Below are 19,615 nucleotides of genomic sequence, written 5' to 3'. Positions count from 1 at the left end.
GAAAATATAACCTCGCCAAATTCAATTACGCGAGGTTTATTTTCCTTTTTGTTAAGATAAATGAACCATCCTTGTTCATTCTAAAGCTAAATTACCATCCTAAGAATTTCAGTAAAAAATAGCCAATTGCAATTACAATAATGGGTGACAAATAAAGCACCATAATTTGAGTAAATATCGTATGTCGCGGTAATTGAATATTTTTTTGTAGCTCCTCTGAGGTAACGCCACTTTTCATTGCTCTCTCGATAATAAGCTGATCTTGTATATTCTCTTTTAAATACTTAACTTGGCGATAAATTCGTAAGCCTGATGCACTAAACGCTAAGCCAACAAACATAAAAAGAAAAATAACGAAAAAGGTAATATTTTCTTGGCTAAACCCCATTTGTGTATTGGGGATAGGTGAATTTCGCCAGAAAAAATCTAAGAAAGGTGTATTAAATTGCACCATTTCAGCTAATACACGAAAAAAATCATTAATCACTGCATTAACACCATCACCACTAGGGCGTGGTATCGCCGCCAGCCCAATCAGTGAAACTGTTGTAGAAATAAAGGCAGGAATAAAAATAAGCCACCCTAATACTCGTTTTGATATGGCATATAGTCCTGCATATTGATAACTCATCACACCCTCACTAGTAGAATTCGTCAATATTTATCTATTTATCGTAGTCTAATTAACGGCTAAATTGGCAATAAATTAATAGTTGCTATTTTCTCTATTTATTTTACAAAATAAATAAGAAACTGATTAAAAAGATTTTCCTCATAACTCTTGCTACAATCGCCATTCGACAACATAGACCTTATTTATGGAGAGTAACATGTCTTTTAAATTTCCTATTGAAGCTGCTATTTTTGATATGGATGGTTTGTTAATCGATTCTGAACCATTTTGGCAGCAAGCAGAACATGAGGTCTTTGCTGAATTAGGCGTCGATTTATCCCTAGCCTCTGCTATGCCTGATATGGTTGGGTTAAGAATAAACGAAGTCATCGATTTATGGTATAAAGCATCACCATGGCAAGGTGTTTCAAAACAAGAAGCAAAACAAAGAATGGTTTCTCGTGTAGTCAAGCTGGTTGAAGAAACTAAACCTCTGCTACCGGGTGTTGAACATGCTTTAGAACTTTGTAAATCATCGGGGCTAAAAATTGCATTAGCATCAGCTTCTCCTGATTTTATGCTTGAGCGTGTATTAGAATTATTCAATATTCGCCATTATTTCTCAGCCGTTGTCTCTGCCGATGCATTACCCCACAGCAAACCACATCCTGAAGTTTATCTCAATGCCGCTAAAGCACTTAATCTTGATCCCATTCATTGTGTCTCATTAGAAGATTCTCGTAATGGTATGATTGCATGCAAAAGCGCAAGAATGCGTTCTATCGTCGTACCAGCCGCAACACAATTTAATGATAAACAATGGGGGTTGGCTGATGTGAAAATTGCCTCACTTAATGAGTTAACACAACTACATTTATTAGGCTAGTTCCCATCAATAAAAGGGATGTTTTACTTTATTAGATATCCCTTTTATTCAGCTTTTAATACATGCCTCATCAATTCTACTTTTTTTACTCTTTACATTTTTTCACTCATTTGGATTAATTCGACTAGCATTAATTTTACCTTTTAGGTTTTTATCCTAAATTCGATCATTTTTAAATCAATCAAATAAAATATTCCTGTTATTACTTAATATTTAAGGTAATTTCTATCTTTTTTGGCTGTTAGTTATCGTCAAAACCTTTTATACTTTATCACTGTATAAATGAACAGCAAATGAACAGACAGGGAATGACCGCAGAAGGACACCTACTTTTTTCTGTAGCAACGCTTGTGTTAGCACAGAAACTTGAAATAACGCCAGCTCTTGCTCATGGTGATTGGTTTCACATGATCCCTGCTGTCTTATTAGGTTCACTTTTACCCGACTTAGATCACCCTGGCTCTATCCTTGGACGATTGTTCCGCATTATTTCTCTGCCCTTATCAAAACTGTGTGGGCACCGAGGTTTTACTCATAGTCTGCTGGCATTTTGTGGTTTAGCCATTTTATGGGAAACACAAGTTTCACCACATTGGGAGGTTTCTGCTGATATCTTCCATGCACTTTTACTTGGTTATCTAAGCCATCTTATTGCTGATATGTTAACACCTGCGGGTATTCCTTTCTTGTGGCCTTTGAAAATGCGTTTTGCACTGCCAATTTTAGGTAAAAAAAATAACAAAAAAGGAGAGCGATTTATTTCTGTTCTTATCCTTGTTGGCGCGCTTTTTTTACCGCCCCACCTCACTATTACACTCCCTTCGCAAGTCAACAACTGGTTACAGATGTACCACGACAAGCGTACTAATTTTTAACACCCCCTGACAAAACCCTACATTTCTCTATCTATTTATAAATTACCCCCTCTTTTTATGCCTATTTTTCTTGTCTTTATAACTAAACGGCTATATAAAAGAATAATAAATTATAAAAGGTTATTAACAATCCTGTTACCCTATAACGAATTGATGCTGTTATATCCTTTCTTACTATCTAAGAACTCATATCGCATACAATCGTCGAAATTATATAAATAAAGATCTCGTTGGAGAGTTAAGATGAATTTTCCGTTAATCATTAACGTACTCGTCTTTGTTGTGTTATTACTCGTCTTGGCTAAATTAAGCCAACGCCAGTGGAGCCTCTCAAAGAAAGTACTTGTTGGTTTAGTTTTTGGTGTTGCTTTTGGATTAGCGTTACACGCATTCTATGACTCACACGATCCTATCATTAAAGAATCTATTCTTTGGTTTAATATTGTGGGTAATGGTTATGTCCAGCTATTACAAATGATCATTATGCCTTTAGTATTTGCTTCTATTCTTAGTGCAGTTGCTCGTTTGCATCAAGCGTCATCACTAGGTAAAATCAGTGGCTTAACTATTGGTACTTTATTATTTACTACCGCTATTTCTGCATTAATTGGTATCGTAATCGCTAATTTATTCGGTTTAACCGCAGAAGGCTTGGTACAAGGTGAACAAGAAGCACAACGCTTAATTGCACTTGAGCAAAATTACATCGGCAAAGTTTCCGATTTAACAATGCCACAGCTTATTTTGTCGTTTATTCCTAAAAACCCATTTGCTGACTTAACAGGTGCTAGTTCAACATCGATTATCAGTGTTGTTATCTTTGCCACTTTCTTAGGTATGGCAGCATTAAAATTACTTAAAGAAGATAAACCTCGTGGCGAAAAAGTTTTAGCCGCGATTGATTGCTTACAATCATGGATCATGAAACTGGTTCGTATTGTTATGATGTTAACACCTTATGGTGTCATGGCGCTGATGACTAAAGTTGTTGCTAGTTCGAATATGCACGACATAATTCAATTAGGTAGCTTTGTTGTCGCCTCTTATGTTGCTATCGGCTTAATGTTTGTAGTTCATGGATTATTGGTCAGTTTTACAGGCTTAAATCCGATCAAATTCTTCAAAAAGGCGGGTCCTTTATTAGCATTTGCCTTCACAAGCCGTTCAAGTGCAGCCAGTATTCCGTTGAATATTGAGACACAAATCAAACGTGTAGGTGTGCCAGAATCTATCGCAAGTTTCTCATCCTCTTTTGGTACAACGATTGGCCAAAATGGTTGTGCAGGTATCTACCCTGCAATGTTAGCTGTCATGGTTGCTCCAACAGTGGGGATTAACCCATTAGATCCAATGTGGATTGCCACTTTAGTTGCTATTGTAACCGTCAGTTCTGCCGGTGTTGCAGGCGTGGGTGGCGGTGCAACATTTGCAGCTCTTATCGTTTTACCTGCAATGGGCTTACCAGTGACATTAGTTGCTCTGTTAATTTCTGTAGAGCCATTAATTGATATGGGACGTACTGCATTAAACGTGAGTGGTTCCATGGCCGCAGGGACAATTACTAGCCAATTAATGGGACAGACCGACAAAGAAATCTTCAACCAAGATGAAGAAACAGAATTAACGGTTAAATAAACCTTTAAATTTTATCTTGACCGAAAAAGCCAGTTCACATATTGAACTGGCTTTTTTGTGTATTTCGATTAAGTTAATTATCTTCAATTTGCATAATTTAACTATGCCAATAAAAAATCTATAAACATAATAAGGTAGCATCGTGCAAAAAATTATGAGAGTTCTGCGAAAACTCTATAAATATGAAAATAGCCAATATGATCCTGAGCGCCAAGTTTCTCTTTATCGTCTCAATGTTCTTTCAGAAAAACAGCAAGCCTTATTATTTGAAGTGAATTGGCAACCTAATATTATTGAAAATTTTGCTGATCACTCTGATGTTATTACTAAATTGAATAGCTTGAAGAATAACCCTCTACTCACACAAAAACGGTGCTTAGATGCATTTGTTGCTGGTGTTGGTGGCAGCTATCTTAGAGGGCGCTCTGTTTTAGGCGCCTTTCATAAATTACAAAATTTACCATTACATGATTATGATGAAAAACCGCAATATGCCTGTTGTTGGATTTGTAGTGATGCTGACCAGCAAAAACATATTAATGACAGCTATTTTCAATATTGCCTCTATTTCGGTAATTCTTATACGGGCAATCCCTCTTATGCTTACTTGAATTTAAAACATCTATTGACCGTCCCCCCTGTCAATCCAACGCCCGCGGATAAAGAGATCTTTCAACAATTACTCCATTTATTACGCCATGCGCCTGAAGATGAAACACCGGGTAAATTTGAAAAACGGTTAAATGAGGCAAAATTAATTTCTGGTGATAGATATACCAAACGAGGTATTTTGCACTCACTTGCCTTAGTGGGTGTTATTCCTAATGCCTATATTCCATTATCTTTAGATCATTGGGCTAATTTCGGCGACATTACCATTGCAGAAAATCTGCTTAATAACACCAAAGGCCGCTCTGATATGGAAATGCCATGGGCAGGCTGGAAAGGTAATCTTAAAATTGATGAAGAAAAAGTGGTGACATACTTTGGTGAGTACTTAGATTAATCCCTCCTATTCATCATAAACAGAAAGCGCCCAATACTTTCATATTGAGCGCTTTACTTTGAAAGTTCACGATTAAACTCTCAATCTTATTTCAGATACTCACCGTTGCGTAGTGCTTCAATACGCTTATCTAATGGTGGATGAGATAAAAATAATTCGCTGAATGACTTATTACGTCCATTAATACAGAAAGCCATCATGCTGCTCTCTTCTTGTGGCTCATAGCTCGTTTTTAAACGTTGCAATGCTGCAATCATCTTCTCACGACCAACAAGCTTTGCAGAGCCTGCATCTGCATGGAATTCACGATAACGAGAGAACCACATGGTGATAATGCTCGCTAGGATACCGAATACAATCTCTAGTACCATTGAAACCCCCATATAGACCCATGGGTTACCATTGCTATTTTCACTCTCTTCATCATTAGAAATAAAGTTAGCAACAAATTGGGCAATAATACGCGAAATAAAGATAACGAAGGTATTCACAACGCCTTGTAGCAAGGTCATGGTTATCATATCGCCATTAGCAACGTGGCTAATTTCATGTGCAATCACAGCCTCTGCTTCATCACGACTCATGCTTGCTAGCAAACCGGTACTTACCGCCACCAGCGATGCATCACGACGAGCCCCTGTTGCAAACGCATTAATATCAGGTGCATCATAAATTGCCACTTGTGGCATTTTAATTCCCACTTGCTCAGACTGGCGTCTTACTGTGTTTAATAACCAACGCTCTACTTCTGAGGTTGGGTTTTCGATAACTTGGCCACCCACTGAACGTAATGCCATCCATTTTGACATTAACAGTGAAATAAATGCACCACCAAAGCCAAATAAGCCCGCCATGATCATCAAGCCTTGAACACTACGACCTTGTATACCTGTTAAAGATAAGATGATCCCAAAAACAAACATTACGGCTAAGTTTGTTAAAAGGAATAACGCAATTCTCATCATATTGATACTGTTCCTATTTTATCTAATTATCACATTGCAAAAACTATCTTATAAATAAGGCTTTTTTAGATTTTATCAAGTCTTTTAACTTATTTAATATTAAAATCGATATAACTTTACATTTTGATAAAAAGAATAGCCAATGAACACCCTATATTAGGCATCATTTAAAACTTAAGTATAATGTGAGATTAGTGCTAGAGGATGTGATTTTTCTGTTTTGTCAGACTGAAGAGATTACTTTAGGAACAGTTTGTATCGTTTAGTATGTGGGTGATGAGTTCACCATAAAAAAGCAATGCAGATTAGCATACCGAAGCCATAATTTACTCACAACGGTAAAGCAACTTTCTCTGTATTTTTATGCACGACTTACAATGTATATAAGTCGTGCATCTGATATAAGCAATAAGCTCAATAAACTACATTTTGAAACGATATGTTGTTGTCATAGAACCTGATAATGAGTGAGCACGTTGTGAGTGACCATCATACAGTTTTGGTGTGGTGTAATCGTTTTCTTGCTGGTGGTGCCAACCAATCCCCCCACTTAAGGAAACAGAAAGATTCGCTGTTGGTTTCCAGTAGCTAAATAAACCAAACTGTCCTTGTTTTAATCTTTCGCCTGAGTAGCTAAATTCACTATAGTTAGTACGCGCACCAACAGACAGCTCTTTGCTAACTCTGTATTCAGCTTCCAAGGCACCCATAACTTCACCATCACGTACATAGTCAATATCAGCGTAAGCTGGTGAATTAAAGCGTCCACGGGTATTACCAATTGGATTACGTGCAAATTGACCAACACCATTCGCTTTTTCAGCGTCGGTATAAGTTACACCAGTACGTAATGTCCACGGAGATTCAGGAATACGCCATTCCATGGTGCCCGCAAAGTGCCATGCATCATTATCAAAGTTACGTTTACCTTTATTAGCATCACTTAATGTACGTTTTCCATCGCTACCATAATCGTGGTAATAAACTACACCACCAATGGTGAGATCTGAGGTTAATTTATATTTTGTTTCTAAACCTTGTTGACGGAATACATCATCTGCCTGACCGTAGAAATAAAATACTTTTAATGGTTTTGAGTTGTAATTGATACCACCGGTAAGGACATGGTCGATATTATGTCTAACGCCATTACCATCGCTGAAATACATTCTGTCTGTATTTGGGCTATCACGACGCATCACTTTACCGTCAAGAAACAGTAAATCTAAGCTCCAATCACCCATTGCAGTGTTAGTGGCATAACCATTATAGCTGTTTAATGAAAGGCGCTGTGAATTAGAAAAAATACCTGTGTTTTTCAGGGTAAACCAACCTGCTTTACCATTAATTAAAACAGGATCTAAATCAAATTTAACTTTTGCGAAACGTTGACCAATTTTGTTATAGCCTTTTGCTTCACCATCATCATTGTATAAGATTGCACGAGAGGCGAAGTCTTTACTTGCGCCTAATTTGATACCACCATAATAAGAAACATCAAATCCGAGGATGCCCCCCAAATAACCAGATCTGAAATCAGCTTGGAAGTTTTGTCCCCAAGCATTAGCAACTTGCTTTCTATAACGCTGCTCTTCTTTATCAAAACGGTTTTCAGTTTTTAGGTATTTCCACATATTAATAGCAGAAAGCTCAAGTTCAGAATCTGAAATAAGTGAATTCTCTTTAATTGAATTTTCCCAATTCCCTGCATTGGCAGCGCTCACAGCTAAAAGGCAAGGAGCAAACATAAACAATACTATTCTTTTTACTTTCATTTTAATTCAACCTGGTTAATAAATATTTGAGTTAATTTATATTGGCTTATATTTAATAAGTTCAAAAAAAGCACCACTTCTATATTTAGCTAAAAAAACAACCATCAATTAAATTCATGGTTGTATCAATTTCAAACATTAAAATTATTTTTGGGCATAAAATTTCAATATGGCTATCTCACCATATTGGTATTTACTTATTTTTTCGTAATAGAAACCTTTTAAGCAAATTATAGATTATTTGCTTTTTAGTTATTATCCCTTACGTAGAAAACCTGATTTTGAAAATATAATAATTAAGTTATACACCCTACTCTAATAATACATTTTGAACTCATAAAATAAAGATAACTCATCATTAAGGTAAGATTTTTAGCTGTTGCGTTGATGTCTCAAAGAGACACTAAATTTTTAGTATCTCTATGCTATAGTAATTTTATGTCAATTTAAGCGATCATTGTCACAATATGTTACATTTATTGCAATAACCGAACTATTAAATGAGATCTTAATCACAACAAATGGCTAATTAAACTTTTCATTCTGTTTTTTAGATATAAAACCATTTTTCATCATCATTTAAAGTGTTATTCACCTAAAAATCAATGGAGTGTTTTTTTATTTATATCTAACAAAACTTATTTGAAATGTATTCTCAATTAAAAATTATGTTGCATAAAGTTAAATTTAAATATCTATATATATTAATAATTGTTTATATTACTGGTAACTTTATGTAGTAAATAGCTAAAATGTATTGAGAAATAATGTAATGAGCCTCCCCCGCCAAGAAGATATAAGCTTACTTTTTTGAGAATACGTTTGATGACTCTCCCAATAGACATTGATTAACAATGATAATTTTTATATTTCGATTATATTAGGATATAAAAACCCCCCAATAATTGGGGGGTTACTTTAAGTACCCGTATTTATCACTGATAACTTAATTTAATAATTTTTTAGGCTTAAGCACTTTTGAGAGGTCAACTGCAATTTTTGCAGTTTCATCTAAATAAGGGTCTGGGCCTTCATAATCTTTTGGTAAATCTTCAAGTGATTTTAACAACGGCTTACCTTCTAATTTAAAACGCTCATTGATGCGATTTAATTTAATGGTTTCAAGCTCTTTGTTTTCTTTCTCTCTTTCGGCAAAGTTCAAAATAACAAACTTATCTTCACCTTTTGCTTTAGCATCATTATAACGTTGAATATCATCAAAAATGTATGAAAACTCTCTGTCATTTGCAATACGTTTAGTGTGCTGTTCAGTCAATGGCGCTAATGCTATTTTCAATTTGTCTGAATATTCAGATAACTGATAACTTGCTGGAGAAATACTATCCCAAGGTAATGCGTTATCTTCAAAGCTCTCACCCATATCGGTACTATCAAAACTTGGTAATAACAAGTCTGGTGTCACCCCTTTAAGTTGAGTACTACCACCGTTAATTCGATAGAATTTTTGAATGGTATATTGTACTGAACCTAAACCAGGCCAGTCTGGGCTAAGCATCTGGTCGTAAACACGTGTTAATGGACGATATTGCTGAACGGTTCCTTTACCAAAGGTTTGTTCACCCACAATTAAAGCACGCCCATAATCTTGCATAGCTGCCGCGAAAATCTCAGAAGCTGAAGCACTAAAGCGGTTTACGATAACAACTAATGGGCCTTTATAGTAAACAACATCATCTCTATCGAAATCTTGTCTTACTCGACCATTGTTATCTCTAACTTGCACCACAGGGCCACTTGGGATAAATAAGCCTGAAAGTGAAATAGCTTCTGTTAATGCACCCCCCCCATTACCCCGTAAATCAATAACCAAAGATGATACATTGTCTTTCGCTACTTTTTGCAGTTGTGTTTTGACATCATTAGTTAAACCGACATAAAAACTTGGAATATCTAAAATAGCAACCTTTTCGCCATTAATGACTTTTTCAGTCAATTTAACGGCTCTGTCTTCTAAACGAATTTGTTCTCTGACTATGGTGATCGTTCTTGGTTTGGCGCCTTTCTCATCAGAGATCACCTCTAATTTAACTTGGCTCCCTTTCGGTCCTTTAATCAGAGCAACAATATCATCAAGTCGCCAACCCACAACGTCTACCATTGGTTTATTTTGTTGGCCTACAGCAATAATTTTATCCCCAACTTTCAACTCTTTACTTTTGGCTGCGGGTCCACCAGTCACCATTGAGTTGATCATAGGATAATCATCATCCATCTGTAATACAGCACCAATACCTTCTAAAGAAAGGCTCATTTCAGAATCAAAAGCTTCTGTATTTCTTGGTGATAAATAACTGGTATGCGGATCAATTTCACGAGCAAATGCCGACATAATAATTTGGAAAACGTCTTCGCTTTGACTTTGTGTCTGGCGACGTAAAGCGGCTTTATAGCGTTTAGTCAACGTTTCTTTAATTTCACTGTCTGTTTTTTCAGATAGCTTCAGTGTTAGCCAATCGTATTTTACTTTTTCATCCCAAAGCTTATCTAATTCAGCTTGAGTTTGAGGCCATGGTGCTTTTGTTCTGTCTAACTGAAACTTATCCTGACCAGTTAAACCCATGGGCTTATTAATGCGGTCTAATGCATATTGAAAACGCTCAAAGCGTCTTTTTTGCGCTAAATTGAAGAGATCATATAGCGGTTGAAGCTCGCCTTTTTTCAGATAATCTCCCACTTTGTTTTTTTCTTTATCAAATTGGGCAATATCTGACGCCAGCAACACATTGTGGCTATAGTCTAATAAATTAAGATAGCGGTTAAAAATCTTTTCAGAAAAGCTCGCATCTAGCGAGAACTGACGGTAATGAGAGCGTTCAAAACGAGAGGTTACTCGCTCGCTCACAGTAGAGTGCTGTGGCTCTTGCTTTAATTCGGGTAACTGATCAATAGTTGCTATTGCTGGAGTGGCTGGTTTCTCAGCCATCACAACAGAAGTACCTGTTAACGTTAATCCGATTGCAAAAGCCACATTTAAAAGTTTGTTCATGCTCTGGTTGGCCTCCGTATCAGAACTTTAAATGTTCCGTGCGTACATTCATTGCCAAACCGTTAGGCAATTGTACACGTACACCCTCTTTTGCGATCTCTAACACTGTCGCACTCATCACACTACTGCCGACGTTAACTTTCAGCGACTGACCCACAGTAAGAACTGAGGTATCTGTAACTGGAATTAACTTTTCAGTGTTTGGTTGTGGTGCTTTACGAGGTGTTTGAGTCGCTTTTTGAGGACGAGGCTGCCGTTTTTCACCGTCTTTAGGTGGCTGACGACGCGTATTATTTGGCTTTTTCGCTGCCGGACGTTTACTGGTCTCCTTATCACCTTCAGCTTCGCGCTTTTTAGCACGTTGTTCAGCTCTTTGGGCTTGAACGCGCGCCTTGGCTTCTGCTAATTGTGTACGAGCATGTTCAATATGCTCAGCTTCCAGCTCGCCGCAGTCATTACCCTCCAAATCGACACGTTTTGCTCCTTCTTTAACTCCATAAAGGTAGCGCCAACTTGAGGTATACAAGCGTAATGCCGAACGTAACTGTGTTTTACTCAATTGAGTCTCATCTTTCAGATTCTCAACGAGATCTTGAAAAATACCGACTTTCAAAGGGCGAGCTTCGCCTTCAGCGATAAAACACTTAGGGAAACGTTCAGCTAAAAAAGCGATGATTTCTTTACTACTATTCAACTTAGGTTGATTTTCCATGAAATTTCCTGATTACAACGGTTTTGCCAACCAGCGCAGGCATGAACAAGCGACATTATAATAGTGTTGCCAACAATTTCTATGGCAAACGCCTGTTAACTTACACAAAATTCACAATATTTTGCTGTATGACAAGTTTTTAAATGCTCGCAGAGCACGTCACACAACGCTTTAAGCCCATTTTCATCTTTTTTATCAAAACGATCAAAAATAGGGCTATCAATATCGAGAACGCCGATAATTTGTCCATTTACCTCTAAAGGCAGAACAATTTCAGACTGACTTGCACTGTCACAAGCAATATGACCACTAAATTGGTGAACGTCACTCACTCTTAAAATTCTGTTTTCAGAGTATGCAGTTCCGCAAACTCCTTTCCCAAAACCTATTCTGACACAAGCAATTTTGCCTTGAAATGGGCCAAGAACTAATGAATCTCCATCATTAAGATAAAATCCAACCCAATTTATCGTATCTAACTTCTCGAAAAGAAGTGCGCTGGTATTAGCAAGTGATGCGATAAGATCATTTTCACCAGACAACAAGGCTGACAAATTATCAGTGAGTTCCTGATAAAAAAGCGATTTTGGCATCATTAAACCTTATTTACGTAACTAAAATAGATAACATACTCATAATTTAGCCTATTTTATCTTGAGGTTGAATACTCCACTTTCAAGAATTAGGTAAAAAACGATAATATGCCCTTAACACTCACAAAAAAATCAGACACTGAGTATTGTAAAATGAAAGGCGTAAATATAATAAAAATGATAACTTGTGAACCATTGAGTATAGGTACTTTTTTTTAGCTTAATCAAACGATAAGTCTGAAGAAAGTCAACTTAGGCGAATTAATGAGCAATACCGTAAACAATAACGCAACTGTGGAAACAAAATCAATACACTGCCAAGAGTGTGATCATCTTGTGACACTTCCTCTTACACTTAAGCGTGGCGAAGATGCTTATTGTCCACGTTGCCAAGCCAAACTCTCTTCTTATCGGGATTGGTCATTAACTCGTCTATTAATTTTATCTATCACAATGTTAATTTTGGCATCAATCGCATTTACTCAGCCATTAATCAAAATTTATCTATTAGGTACAATGATAACCGCAAATGTACTTGATGGTATTCGTATGATGTCAGAGCAAGGTTCTCCTCTTACTGCAACCATGGTTGCGTTTTGTGCAGTTGCTGCACCACTCAGTCTGCCTATTGCTATTTTATATCTTCATTTGGGCGCTCGTTTACGTTTTAATTTACGCCCCGTGTTATTAATGCTCGGTAAACTAAAAGAGTGGGTAATGCTAGATGTCTATTTGATTGGGCTGGGTGTTGCAACAATAAAATTAGGTGACTACGCAACTGTTTATGTTGGTAATGGTTTAATTGCCTTTGTTTCTTTAATGCTACTGAGCTTATTAATGTTGATTAACATTAATATGGACCAACTTTGGCAACGCTTTTATCCACAAAAAGAGATCTCGATAAGCCCTGCCACATGCCATGCCTGTCATTATCATTTTAAAAAAACGCCCTCAACGCATTGTCCTCGCTGTAGATCTTGCTATAACCTAAGGCAACCAATGAGTTTACAAAAGACATGGGCCGCATTAATCACAGCAATTATTTTATTATTACCGGCAAATTTATTGCCTATTTCTATTTTTTATTTAAATGGCCAGCGTCATGAAGATACCATCTTTTCAGGTGTACTTTCCTTAGTGAATTCAGGCAATACCCCGATTGCAATTATTGTTTTTATCGCCAGTATTTTTGTACCTTTTTTCAAAATTATTATCATGCTAGGTTTATTATTAAGTATTCATTTTCATTCTCGTATTGATCCTCTTTTTCGTATGAAATTATACCGTTTTGTCTCTTGGATAGGCCGATGGTCGATGCTTGATCTCTTTGTTATCGCACTAATGATGTCATTAATTAATCGAGATCAACTAATGACATTTACAATGGGTCCTGCTGCTTTTTATTTTGGTACTGCCGTTATTCTTACTATCCTTGCCGTTGAATGGTTGGATAGTCGTTTACTATGGGATACTTATGCAACACGAAGAAAACGACGTTCAGGAAACACAAGCCCAAATACGCCGCAAACGTAAAATTTCGACATTTTGGCTGCTTCCTGTTATCGCTATTTTTATTGCAAGTTGGCTACTTTTCCAACATTGGCAAGACAAAGGCGTACAAATTACTATTGATTTTCAATCTGCATCAGGGATTGTCTCCGGTCGTACACCTATTCGCTATCAAGGCGTTGATATAGGTATTGTTAAAGATGTCACGCTAAGTGATGACTTACGTCGCGTTATTGTCACTGCGGATATCCGTAAAGATCTTGCCACCGCACTACGTAAGAACACACAGTTTTGGCTTGTAACGCCTAAGGCGAGCCTTTCCGGTGTGTCCGGATTAGATGCATTAGTCGGTGGTAACTATATCAGTATGCTACCTGGTGAAGGTGAAAAGCAGTTTACATTTATTGCACAAGACGTTCGTCCCCAAGCAAACATTGATAAAAACCAACAGTTGATTACTTTAACCGCAGATAAATTGGGCTCACTGAATGTTGACTCTCAAGTTTATTATCGTCAAGTCCCTGTGGGTAAAGTATATAGTTATGCCATTCGCCCTGATAACCAAGGTGTTTTTATTGAACTTAGTATTGATAAACAATATGCCCACTTAATTCGCCAAGACAGTCATTTTTGGAATGTTTCTGGATTTCAAGGTAATTTTAATTTAAAAAGTGGCGTGTCCGTTAAAATGGAAAGTGTTTCTGCCTTAATTAATGGTGCTATTGCTTTTGATTCTCCAGAAAATAGCCTGCCCGCACAGGAAAACCAACAATTTGTTTTACAATCAGCAACTTCTGTGGATGCGGGTAAAGCGATATATGGTGAAGATGGTTTAATTATTTCTCTCACCAGTGAAGAAAGTTGGGGTGTTGATGCTGGGCAACCTATTCTCTTTAGAGGTATTACAATTGGACAAATTATTCAACGTAATATGAGTGATGACGGTGTTATCTTTGACGCCATTATTGCTCCTGAATATAAGCATTATATTTATGAGAATAGTAAGTTTGTTGCTAATAGCCGAATTAACGTCAATATGGGTTTAAACGGTATTGATATTCAAGGAGCATCTCCTCAAGAATGGCTTGAAGGAGGTATACATCTTATCCAAGGCAATAAAGGCGCGCCAAAAGAACAATACCGCCTTTATCGTAACGATTTTTTTGCTAAAGCCAGCATCAATGGTAATGAATTACCCATTACATTGACGTTAAAAGCGTCAAGTCTCCCAGGTATTCAGAAAGGTTCTGTTGTTCTTTATCACCAATTCCAAGTGGGTGAAATCACGGATGTCAGACCGTTAATGGATGAATTTGATATTGATGTTTATATTTCTAAACAATATCGTCACCTTCTTACGGAAAAAAGCGTTTTCTGGACCGAAGGTGCAGCGAAAGTTTCTGTCAATGGTTCGGGATTAACTGTTGAAGCTACACCATTAAATCGAGCATTAAAAGGCGCTATCAGTTTCGATAACTTTGAAAATATCAATAATAATGCTTCACGCTACAAACTCTATTCTTCAGAAACCAGTGCGCGAGCTATTGGTGCTCAGATTACCTTAAAAACCTACGATGCAAGTAAACTATCTGAAGGCATGCCTATTCGTTATTTAGGTATTGATATTGGACAAGTTGAATCACTCATTCTTTCATCTGATAGAAAAGCGGTAACAGTATCTGCTGTTCTTTACCCTGATTATGTAAAAACCTTTGCAAGGTCAGGTAGCCGATTTGCTGTTGTCACACCAGAATTAACGGCTTCAGGATTAGATAACCTTGATTCTCTTATTCAGCCTTACATTAAAGCAGAACCTGGTAATGGTGGCGTATATCGCCAGTTTGAATTACAGACATCAAATATCACTGACTCCCGCTATCTTGATGGATTAAACCTAGTCCTAAATGCAACTGAAGCAGGCTCTGTGCAAATTGGTACGCCAATTTATTATCGAGGCCTTGAAGTGGGCGCGGTAACAGGTTTAGAGCTAGGAAGCATGTCAGATAGAGTATTAATTCACATTAGAATTAGTAAGAAATATCAATACCTTATTCGTAATAACACTGAGTTCTGGCTCTCTTCTGGATATAATTTCTCGTTTGGTTTAACGGGAGGTGTTATTCGCAGTGGAACATTCAAGCAATTTATACGTGGAGGAATTACATTCGCAACACCACCTTCCACACCATTGCAAGCGAAAGCCAAACAGGAACAAAACTTTATATTAAATGCAAAAGAACCCAAAGATTGGGATGAATGGGGAACGGCCATACCAAAACCATAAAAATTAGATAATTTCGCCTCATTTTAAACCATTTATTTAAAGCGGATCACAAAAAACGATCCGCTTTTTTTATTTTAAAGATATATTTTGGAAATAGATTCCATTTATACTATGCTTAATTTTGTTTGGTCAAAAAGCATTCTTTACAAGAAATGTTCCAACAAAATCAGTGGAACACAACACAACATCGCCTAAACTGGAGCTATATCATGAAAAATACAACGTTAAAAATTGCTTGTTATGAAATCGAAGATATCACTTTGAAACACTCTTCCGATAATCAATTAACTTATATTCATATTCCATGCGATTATGATAAAGAGTTTTGTATGCAATTAGATGGATGGGATGAGAACACCAGTATTCCAGCCCAATTAAAAGATAAAAATATTCTGCTTTATCGTCATGCTTATGACAAAGATAGCCATCATTGGATATTAAAAGTGGCATAATGAGATGCTAAAGCGAAATAAAAAAAGCCAGATAAATCATTTATCTGGCTTAGGGAAAAGGCTCATTGCGAGCCGTGCGCTAAAAAGTGATTACTGGTTACTGCATAAACAAAATTGAGAATTAACTCAGACTTTTCTATCTTTACAACTCACTGTTAAATATTAGCTAACAATATGTAAAGATCCAGTAAACAACATAGCAACACGCTCTTTTCTATTAAAAATATTTTCCACTCATTCTTTTCTTATTTAAATCAATGAAATAAAAAACAAAAGACTCATATAATAATATCAATCACTTGATTAATTATTGTCACAAAGTGATTTAAGTGCACCTTGTATAGGTTCTAGTGACTTTTTCTTTTCAGGGTATTTAGGATCAGGAAGTACGATAATATCAATTAATTGGGCTTTTACTTTTCCACTTTCCATTTGTTTCATTGCAATTTCATTAAGTGGATACTGCACTAATGTAGCAGGATTAATCACAAACCATGCACCATCAGCACGACAATTGAGCATCACCTCTTCTCGTGTAAATGGCCAATTATCGCCAAATTGAAGTTTACTCACAGTGGAAATAGGTGCAGAGAATGCCTGAAAAGAGAAAAGTATTAACATCCCCGCCAATAAGAAACGTTTCATGTTCATGTCTCATTAAGAAGTTAGATTTTTATGATTATATAACAATCTATACCGGTGAGTTAATCGCAAAGATGGCAACAGTAAAAATAGCCATAGTACCAAGTAATAGTTCAAACCAGCTATTAATCAGCAACCATTGGAAATTATTTTTTTTACGGAGGTGAGGTACCAAAATATAACGATTAACTACAGCTAAACCTAGCATTAATACAACTAAACTAATTTTAAGCCATAGCATGCTTTGATATTCGGATGATAATTGCGTTACAGGCCAACCTGGAATTAGCATAACCGCACTAATAATACCTGTGATAATAACAAGCAATACGGCGATATGACCAAATAAAGAAAATCGCTTCATTGTACCGATAATAGGCTTGATCATACCTTCTGCAAGTTCATCTTTATTACGTAAAAACTGTAAACAAGCAACAAAAGGCCATAAGCCACCAAACCAATATGCCGCGCTAAGAAGATGGATACTTTGATTAATTTTATAAAATATCGCGTCTGAACCGGTAAACATTGCACCATGGCCAATAGAGGCATGTAGAACCAACATAATTGATGCAATAATTAATAATGCAATATTACGAATATAACGTTGGTGTATAAATAGTATAGCTAAAGCAATTGTTGCTAATACTAATTGCCACTGCCAAATTTGACCAAATGAAGTACCTAATACCGCTTTCCATATATTTAGTGACCAAGCATCCTCCCATCCATCACCCATAATACCGGATTGCACTGTCATCCATAAATATGTGGTAATAAAAACCGTGATAGTACTGATCGCTAATGCTGGGCGTAAGCGAACTTGAATAAGTGGAATAAACTTATCTTTTGCGAGAATGGCAGCCGAAAAACTCAGTCCGAACATAAACATGACTGCCACAAAATGGAAGAAACGGCATAAAATATAAACGTCTTCAGGTGTCATTATTTTACACTAAATTGATAAGAACCTTTTGTCTTGTGTCCATCAACAGAAACCACATTCCAATCAACTAAATAATTACCTTCTGCTAATTCGCTTTCTAAAGGTAACAATAATTTAGTGTTGTTCACAGGATCTAAGCTTAACTTACCTACAGTGATCGCTTTTCCATCAGCATTAGTGACTTTAATTTTACTAAAAGCAAGTTCAATGCCTTCAGAAAAATCAAGTGTAATTACTTTAGGTGCTTGAGACTGTTCAATGGCAGCGCCTTCGGCAGGCAATTGCGATTTTAATTGTGCATGCGCCAGAGCTTGTTGGTATGACATACCCAAGAATAAAACAGCAATAGCTGATAATTTACCCCAAGATGTCTTAAGTGTGTTTAATGACATAATAACCTCTTAAATTACAGGTGATTTTTTATTTATTGAAATATTTTATAGCAAATTTACGTCAAGATCTTCGCTTCTTGATATTTGAAATAAAAGGTTGTGAACTAGCACTCAAAATATATGTTATTTAAAGCAGTTTCTGTTTCAAATATCACTCATTTTTACATTTCAAAAAAATATAATACTCATATTGACAGTCTAAACAGTTCAATACGTAACCAAATTAAGTCAAAAGTGAAATCCCCCCTCTGTATAAATAATATCTCAAAAAATCCAATTTGCATAAAAAACAAACAAATATAAAAATAGGAAATAAAAAAACGCCCTGCCGTTTATTCACAGCAGGGCGCTACAATTAGGGGGATACTCTTTAGTAACTTAAGATTATCTTAATATCTAATAATCAATCGTATTGTTAATAATTAAACATGTGCAGATGTTGATAATGTGTTCAGATCTTTATCTAACAAGAATAAAGCCTTACCACTGTTACCGACCATCGCTAATTTATCTAGGATTGATTTAAATAATTTCTCTTCTTCATGCTGTTCAGCAACGTACCATTGTAAGAAATTAAAAGTCGAATAATCCTGAGTAGTCATTGCAACATGCGCTAATTTATTAATTTCGGCTGTAATATGCTTTTCATGTTCATAGGTTTTATCGAATAAATCTGATAATGATAAAAATTCTGATGGTGGCGCTTCAATAGCACCAAGTAGAGGCATTGCACCTGTATCACTTAAATAATCGAATAGGCGGTGCATATGTTCCATTTCTTCGCGAGAGTGCGCTTTTAAAAATTTAGCCGCACCATCAAATCCTTTATCGTCGCACCAAGCACTCATTTGCAAATAAAGATTTGCCGAATAAAACTCTAAATTAAGCTGTTCATTCAATTTATTAATCATATCTTGATGTAACATATTTTACGTCCCTTACGATGAAAATTAACATTATGGATATTATGCACACTTAAAAATAAAAATATAGCTATTTAAATATAGTTTTATTTAATTTTTCAATTGATTACCCTGTAATAAAAATAAAAACCAATCTCATTTGCACTCTGTTTTTTTTATTTGCACCATAACTAAATAATACTTATTATCATTAAGGATATATTGATATAAAACACAATTAAAAAAATACAACTCGTTGTAAAAAAAGGTTATTTTGTAATTATCTTAAATTAAATCCTCAATAAGAATTGCTTACTTATTTTTACTAAAAATTACCATAGTGTTATTTCATATTTAATAAAAATTATAAATTTAATTACAAAAACAAGATATTACTTTAATAAATTAATTTATTTTATAT

17 protein-coding genes are annotated in these 19,615 nt (G+C 36.0%); 7 read left to right on the top strand and 10 right to left on the bottom strand.

Annotated elements, in window-relative coordinates:
- Positions 1-91 precede the first annotated feature (91 nt).
- Positions 92-631 (bottom strand): YniB family protein, encoded by a 540-nt coding sequence (locus INT04_RS02040; RefSeq protein WP_193014472.1) that lies wholly within the window; start codon positions 629-631, stop codon positions 92-94.
- 199 nt (positions 632-830) lie between these two features.
- Here INT04_RS02040 and hxpB point away from each other — a divergent pair, with 199 nt between their 5' ends.
- The 4 genes from hxpB to INT04_RS02020 all read left to right on the top strand — a co-directional run bounded on the left by hxpB (position 831) and on the right by INT04_RS02020 (position 5,015).
- Positions 831-1,499, top strand: coding sequence for a hexitol phosphatase HxpB (gene hxpB / locus INT04_RS02035; protein ID WP_193014471.1), 669 nt, complete (start codon positions 831-833; stop codon positions 1,497-1,499).
- Between the two features lie 308 nt (positions 1,500-1,807).
- Positions 1,808-2,374, top strand: a complete 567-nt coding sequence (locus tag INT04_RS02030) for a metal-dependent hydrolase (RefSeq protein ID WP_193014605.1) — start codon at positions 1,808-1,810, stop codon at positions 2,372-2,374.
- A gap of 243 nt (positions 2,375-2,617) precedes the next feature.
- On the top strand, positions 2,618-4,009 hold the full coding sequence (locus INT04_RS02025; RefSeq protein WP_193014470.1) for an L-cystine transporter: 1,392 nt from the start codon (positions 2,618-2,620) through the stop codon (positions 4,007-4,009).
- A gap of 142 nt (positions 4,010-4,151) precedes the next feature.
- On the top strand, positions 4,152-5,015 hold the full coding sequence (locus INT04_RS02020) for a hypothetical protein (RefSeq protein WP_226944466.1): 864 nt from the start codon (positions 4,152-4,154) through the stop codon (positions 5,013-5,015).
- A gap of 86 nt (positions 5,016-5,101) precedes the next feature.
- Here INT04_RS02020 and htpX read toward each other — a convergent pair whose 3' ends face one another.
- From htpX to INT04_RS01995, 5 genes are all read right to left on the bottom strand, one after another.
- Positions 5,102-5,980, bottom strand: coding sequence for a protease HtpX (gene htpX, locus INT04_RS02015; protein ID WP_193014469.1), 879 nt, complete (start codon positions 5,978-5,980; stop codon positions 5,102-5,104).
- Between the two features lie 422 nt (positions 5,981-6,402).
- On the bottom strand, positions 6,403-7,755 hold the full coding sequence (locus INT04_RS02010) for an OprD family outer membrane porin (protein WP_193014468.1): 1,353 nt from the start codon (positions 7,753-7,755) through the stop codon (positions 6,403-6,405).
- 946 nt (positions 7,756-8,701) lie between these two features.
- Entirely contained in the window at positions 8,702-10,762 is a 2,061-nt protein-coding gene (prc, locus tag INT04_RS02005; RefSeq protein ID WP_193014467.1) for a carboxy terminal-processing peptidase, read from the bottom strand.
- A 19-nt stretch (positions 10,763-10,781) separates the two neighbouring features.
- Complete coding sequence (proQ, locus tag INT04_RS02000) at positions 10,782-11,474, bottom strand: RNA chaperone ProQ (protein ID WP_193014466.1); 693 nt, start codon at positions 11,472-11,474, stop codon at positions 10,782-10,784.
- 95 nt (positions 11,475-11,569) lie between these two features.
- Positions 11,570-12,067, bottom strand: coding sequence for a GAF domain-containing protein (locus tag INT04_RS01995; RefSeq protein WP_193014465.1), 498 nt, complete (start codon positions 12,065-12,067; stop codon positions 11,570-11,572).
- A 264-nt stretch (positions 12,068-12,331) separates the two neighbouring features.
- Between INT04_RS01995 and yebS the strand changes: the two genes are divergently transcribed.
- The 3 genes from yebS (at position 12,332) to INT04_RS01980 (ending at position 16,312) form a co-directional block, all read left to right on the top strand.
- Positions 12,332-13,600, top strand: a complete 1,269-nt coding sequence (gene yebS / locus INT04_RS01990) for a membrane integrity lipid transport subunit YebS (protein WP_193014464.1) — start codon at positions 12,332-12,334, stop codon at positions 13,598-13,600.
- Complete coding sequence (locus INT04_RS01985; RefSeq protein ID WP_193014463.1) at positions 13,542-15,860, top strand: PqiB family protein; 2,319 nt, start codon at positions 13,542-13,544, stop codon at positions 15,858-15,860. Before yebS ends, INT04_RS01985 begins: the two co-directional genes overlap by 59 nt.
- 209 nt (positions 15,861-16,069) lie before the next feature.
- On the top strand, positions 16,070-16,312 hold the full coding sequence (locus INT04_RS01980; protein WP_193014462.1) for a DUF1480 family protein: 243 nt from the start codon (positions 16,070-16,072) through the stop codon (positions 16,310-16,312).
- Between the two features lie 303 nt (positions 16,313-16,615).
- Here the strand turns inward: INT04_RS01980 and INT04_RS01975 are convergent, their stop codons facing one another.
- The 4 genes from INT04_RS01975 to ftnA form a co-directional block, all read right to left on the bottom strand.
- Positions 16,616-16,957 (bottom strand): YebY family protein, encoded by a 342-nt coding sequence (locus INT04_RS01975; protein ID WP_193014461.1) that lies wholly within the window; start codon positions 16,955-16,957, stop codon positions 16,616-16,618.
- Positions 16,958-17,003: 46 nt separating this feature from the next.
- Complete coding sequence (gene copD, locus INT04_RS01970) at positions 17,004-17,900, bottom strand: copper homeostasis membrane protein CopD (protein WP_193014460.1); 897 nt, start codon at positions 17,898-17,900, stop codon at positions 17,004-17,006.
- On the bottom strand, positions 17,900-18,292 hold the full coding sequence (copC, locus tag INT04_RS01965; protein ID WP_193014459.1) for a copper homeostasis periplasmic binding protein CopC: 393 nt from the start codon (positions 18,290-18,292) through the stop codon (positions 17,900-17,902). The genes copD and copC overlap by 1 nt, the downstream gene beginning before the upstream one ends.
- 422 nt (positions 18,293-18,714) lie before the next feature.
- Complete coding sequence (gene ftnA, locus INT04_RS01960; protein ID WP_193014458.1) at positions 18,715-19,218, bottom strand: non-heme ferritin; 504 nt, start codon at positions 19,216-19,218, stop codon at positions 18,715-18,717.
- Positions 19,219-19,615 lie beyond the last annotated feature (397 nt).

Origin of the sequence: Proteus sp. FME41 (genome assembly GCF_014897315.1) — a bacterium.
Classification (GTDB): domain Bacteria; phylum Pseudomonadota; class Gammaproteobacteria; order Enterobacterales; family Enterobacteriaceae; genus Proteus.
Note: the sequence above shows the minus strand (reverse complement) of the source record. Positions and strands in the feature narration are given on the sequence as shown.

Excerpts from the sequence above, each read along its gene's own strand:
- INT04_RS02040 (WP_193014472.1), bottom strand. The coding sequence starts at position 631 with ATGAGTTATCAATATGCAGGACTATATGCCATATCAAAACGAGTATTA.
- hxpB (WP_193014471.1), top strand. The coding sequence starts at position 831 with ATGTCTTTTAAATTTCCTATTGAAGCTGCTATTTTTGATATGGATGGT.
- INT04_RS02030 (WP_193014605.1), top strand. The coding sequence starts at position 1,808 with ATGACCGCAGAAGGACACCTACTTTTTTCTGTAGCAACGCTTGTGTTA.
- INT04_RS02025 (WP_193014470.1), top strand. The coding sequence starts at position 2,618 with ATGAATTTTCCGTTAATCATTAACGTACTCGTCTTTGTTGTGTTATTA.
- htpX (WP_193014469.1), bottom strand. The coding sequence starts at position 5,980 with ATGATGAGAATTGCGTTATTCCTTTTAACAAACTTAGCCGTAATGTTT.
- INT04_RS02010 (WP_193014468.1), bottom strand. The coding sequence starts at position 7,755 with ATGAAAGTAAAAAGAATAGTATTGTTTATGTTTGCTCCTTGCCTTTTA.
- prc (WP_193014467.1), bottom strand. The coding sequence starts at position 10,762 with ATGAACAAACTTTTAAATGTGGCTTTTGCAATCGGATTAACGTTAACA.
- proQ (WP_193014466.1), bottom strand. The coding sequence starts at position 11,474 with ATGGAAAATCAACCTAAGTTGAATAGTAGTAAAGAAATCATCGCTTTT.
- INT04_RS01995 (WP_193014465.1), bottom strand. The coding sequence starts at position 12,067 with ATGCCAAAATCGCTTTTTTATCAGGAACTCACTGATAATTTGTCAGCC.
- yebS (WP_193014464.1), top strand. The coding sequence starts at position 12,332 with ATGAGCAATACCGTAAACAATAACGCAACTGTGGAAACAAAATCAATA.
- INT04_RS01985 (WP_193014463.1), top strand. The coding sequence starts at position 13,542 with ATGCAACACGAAGAAAACGACGTTCAGGAAACACAAGCCCAAATACGC.
- INT04_RS01980 (WP_193014462.1), top strand. The coding sequence starts at position 16,070 with ATGAAAAATACAACGTTAAAAATTGCTTGTTATGAAATCGAAGATATC.
- INT04_RS01975 (WP_193014461.1), bottom strand. The coding sequence starts at position 16,957 with ATGAAACGTTTCTTATTGGCGGGGATGTTAATACTTTTCTCTTTTCAG.
- copD (WP_193014460.1), bottom strand. The coding sequence starts at position 17,900 with ATGACACCTGAAGACGTTTATATTTTATGCCGTTTCTTCCATTTTGTG.
- copC (WP_193014459.1), bottom strand. The coding sequence starts at position 18,292 with ATGTCATTAAACACACTTAAGACATCTTGGGGTAAATTATCAGCTATT.
- ftnA (WP_193014458.1), bottom strand. The coding sequence starts at position 19,218 with ATGTTACATCAAGATATGATTAATAAATTGAATGAACAGCTTAATTTA.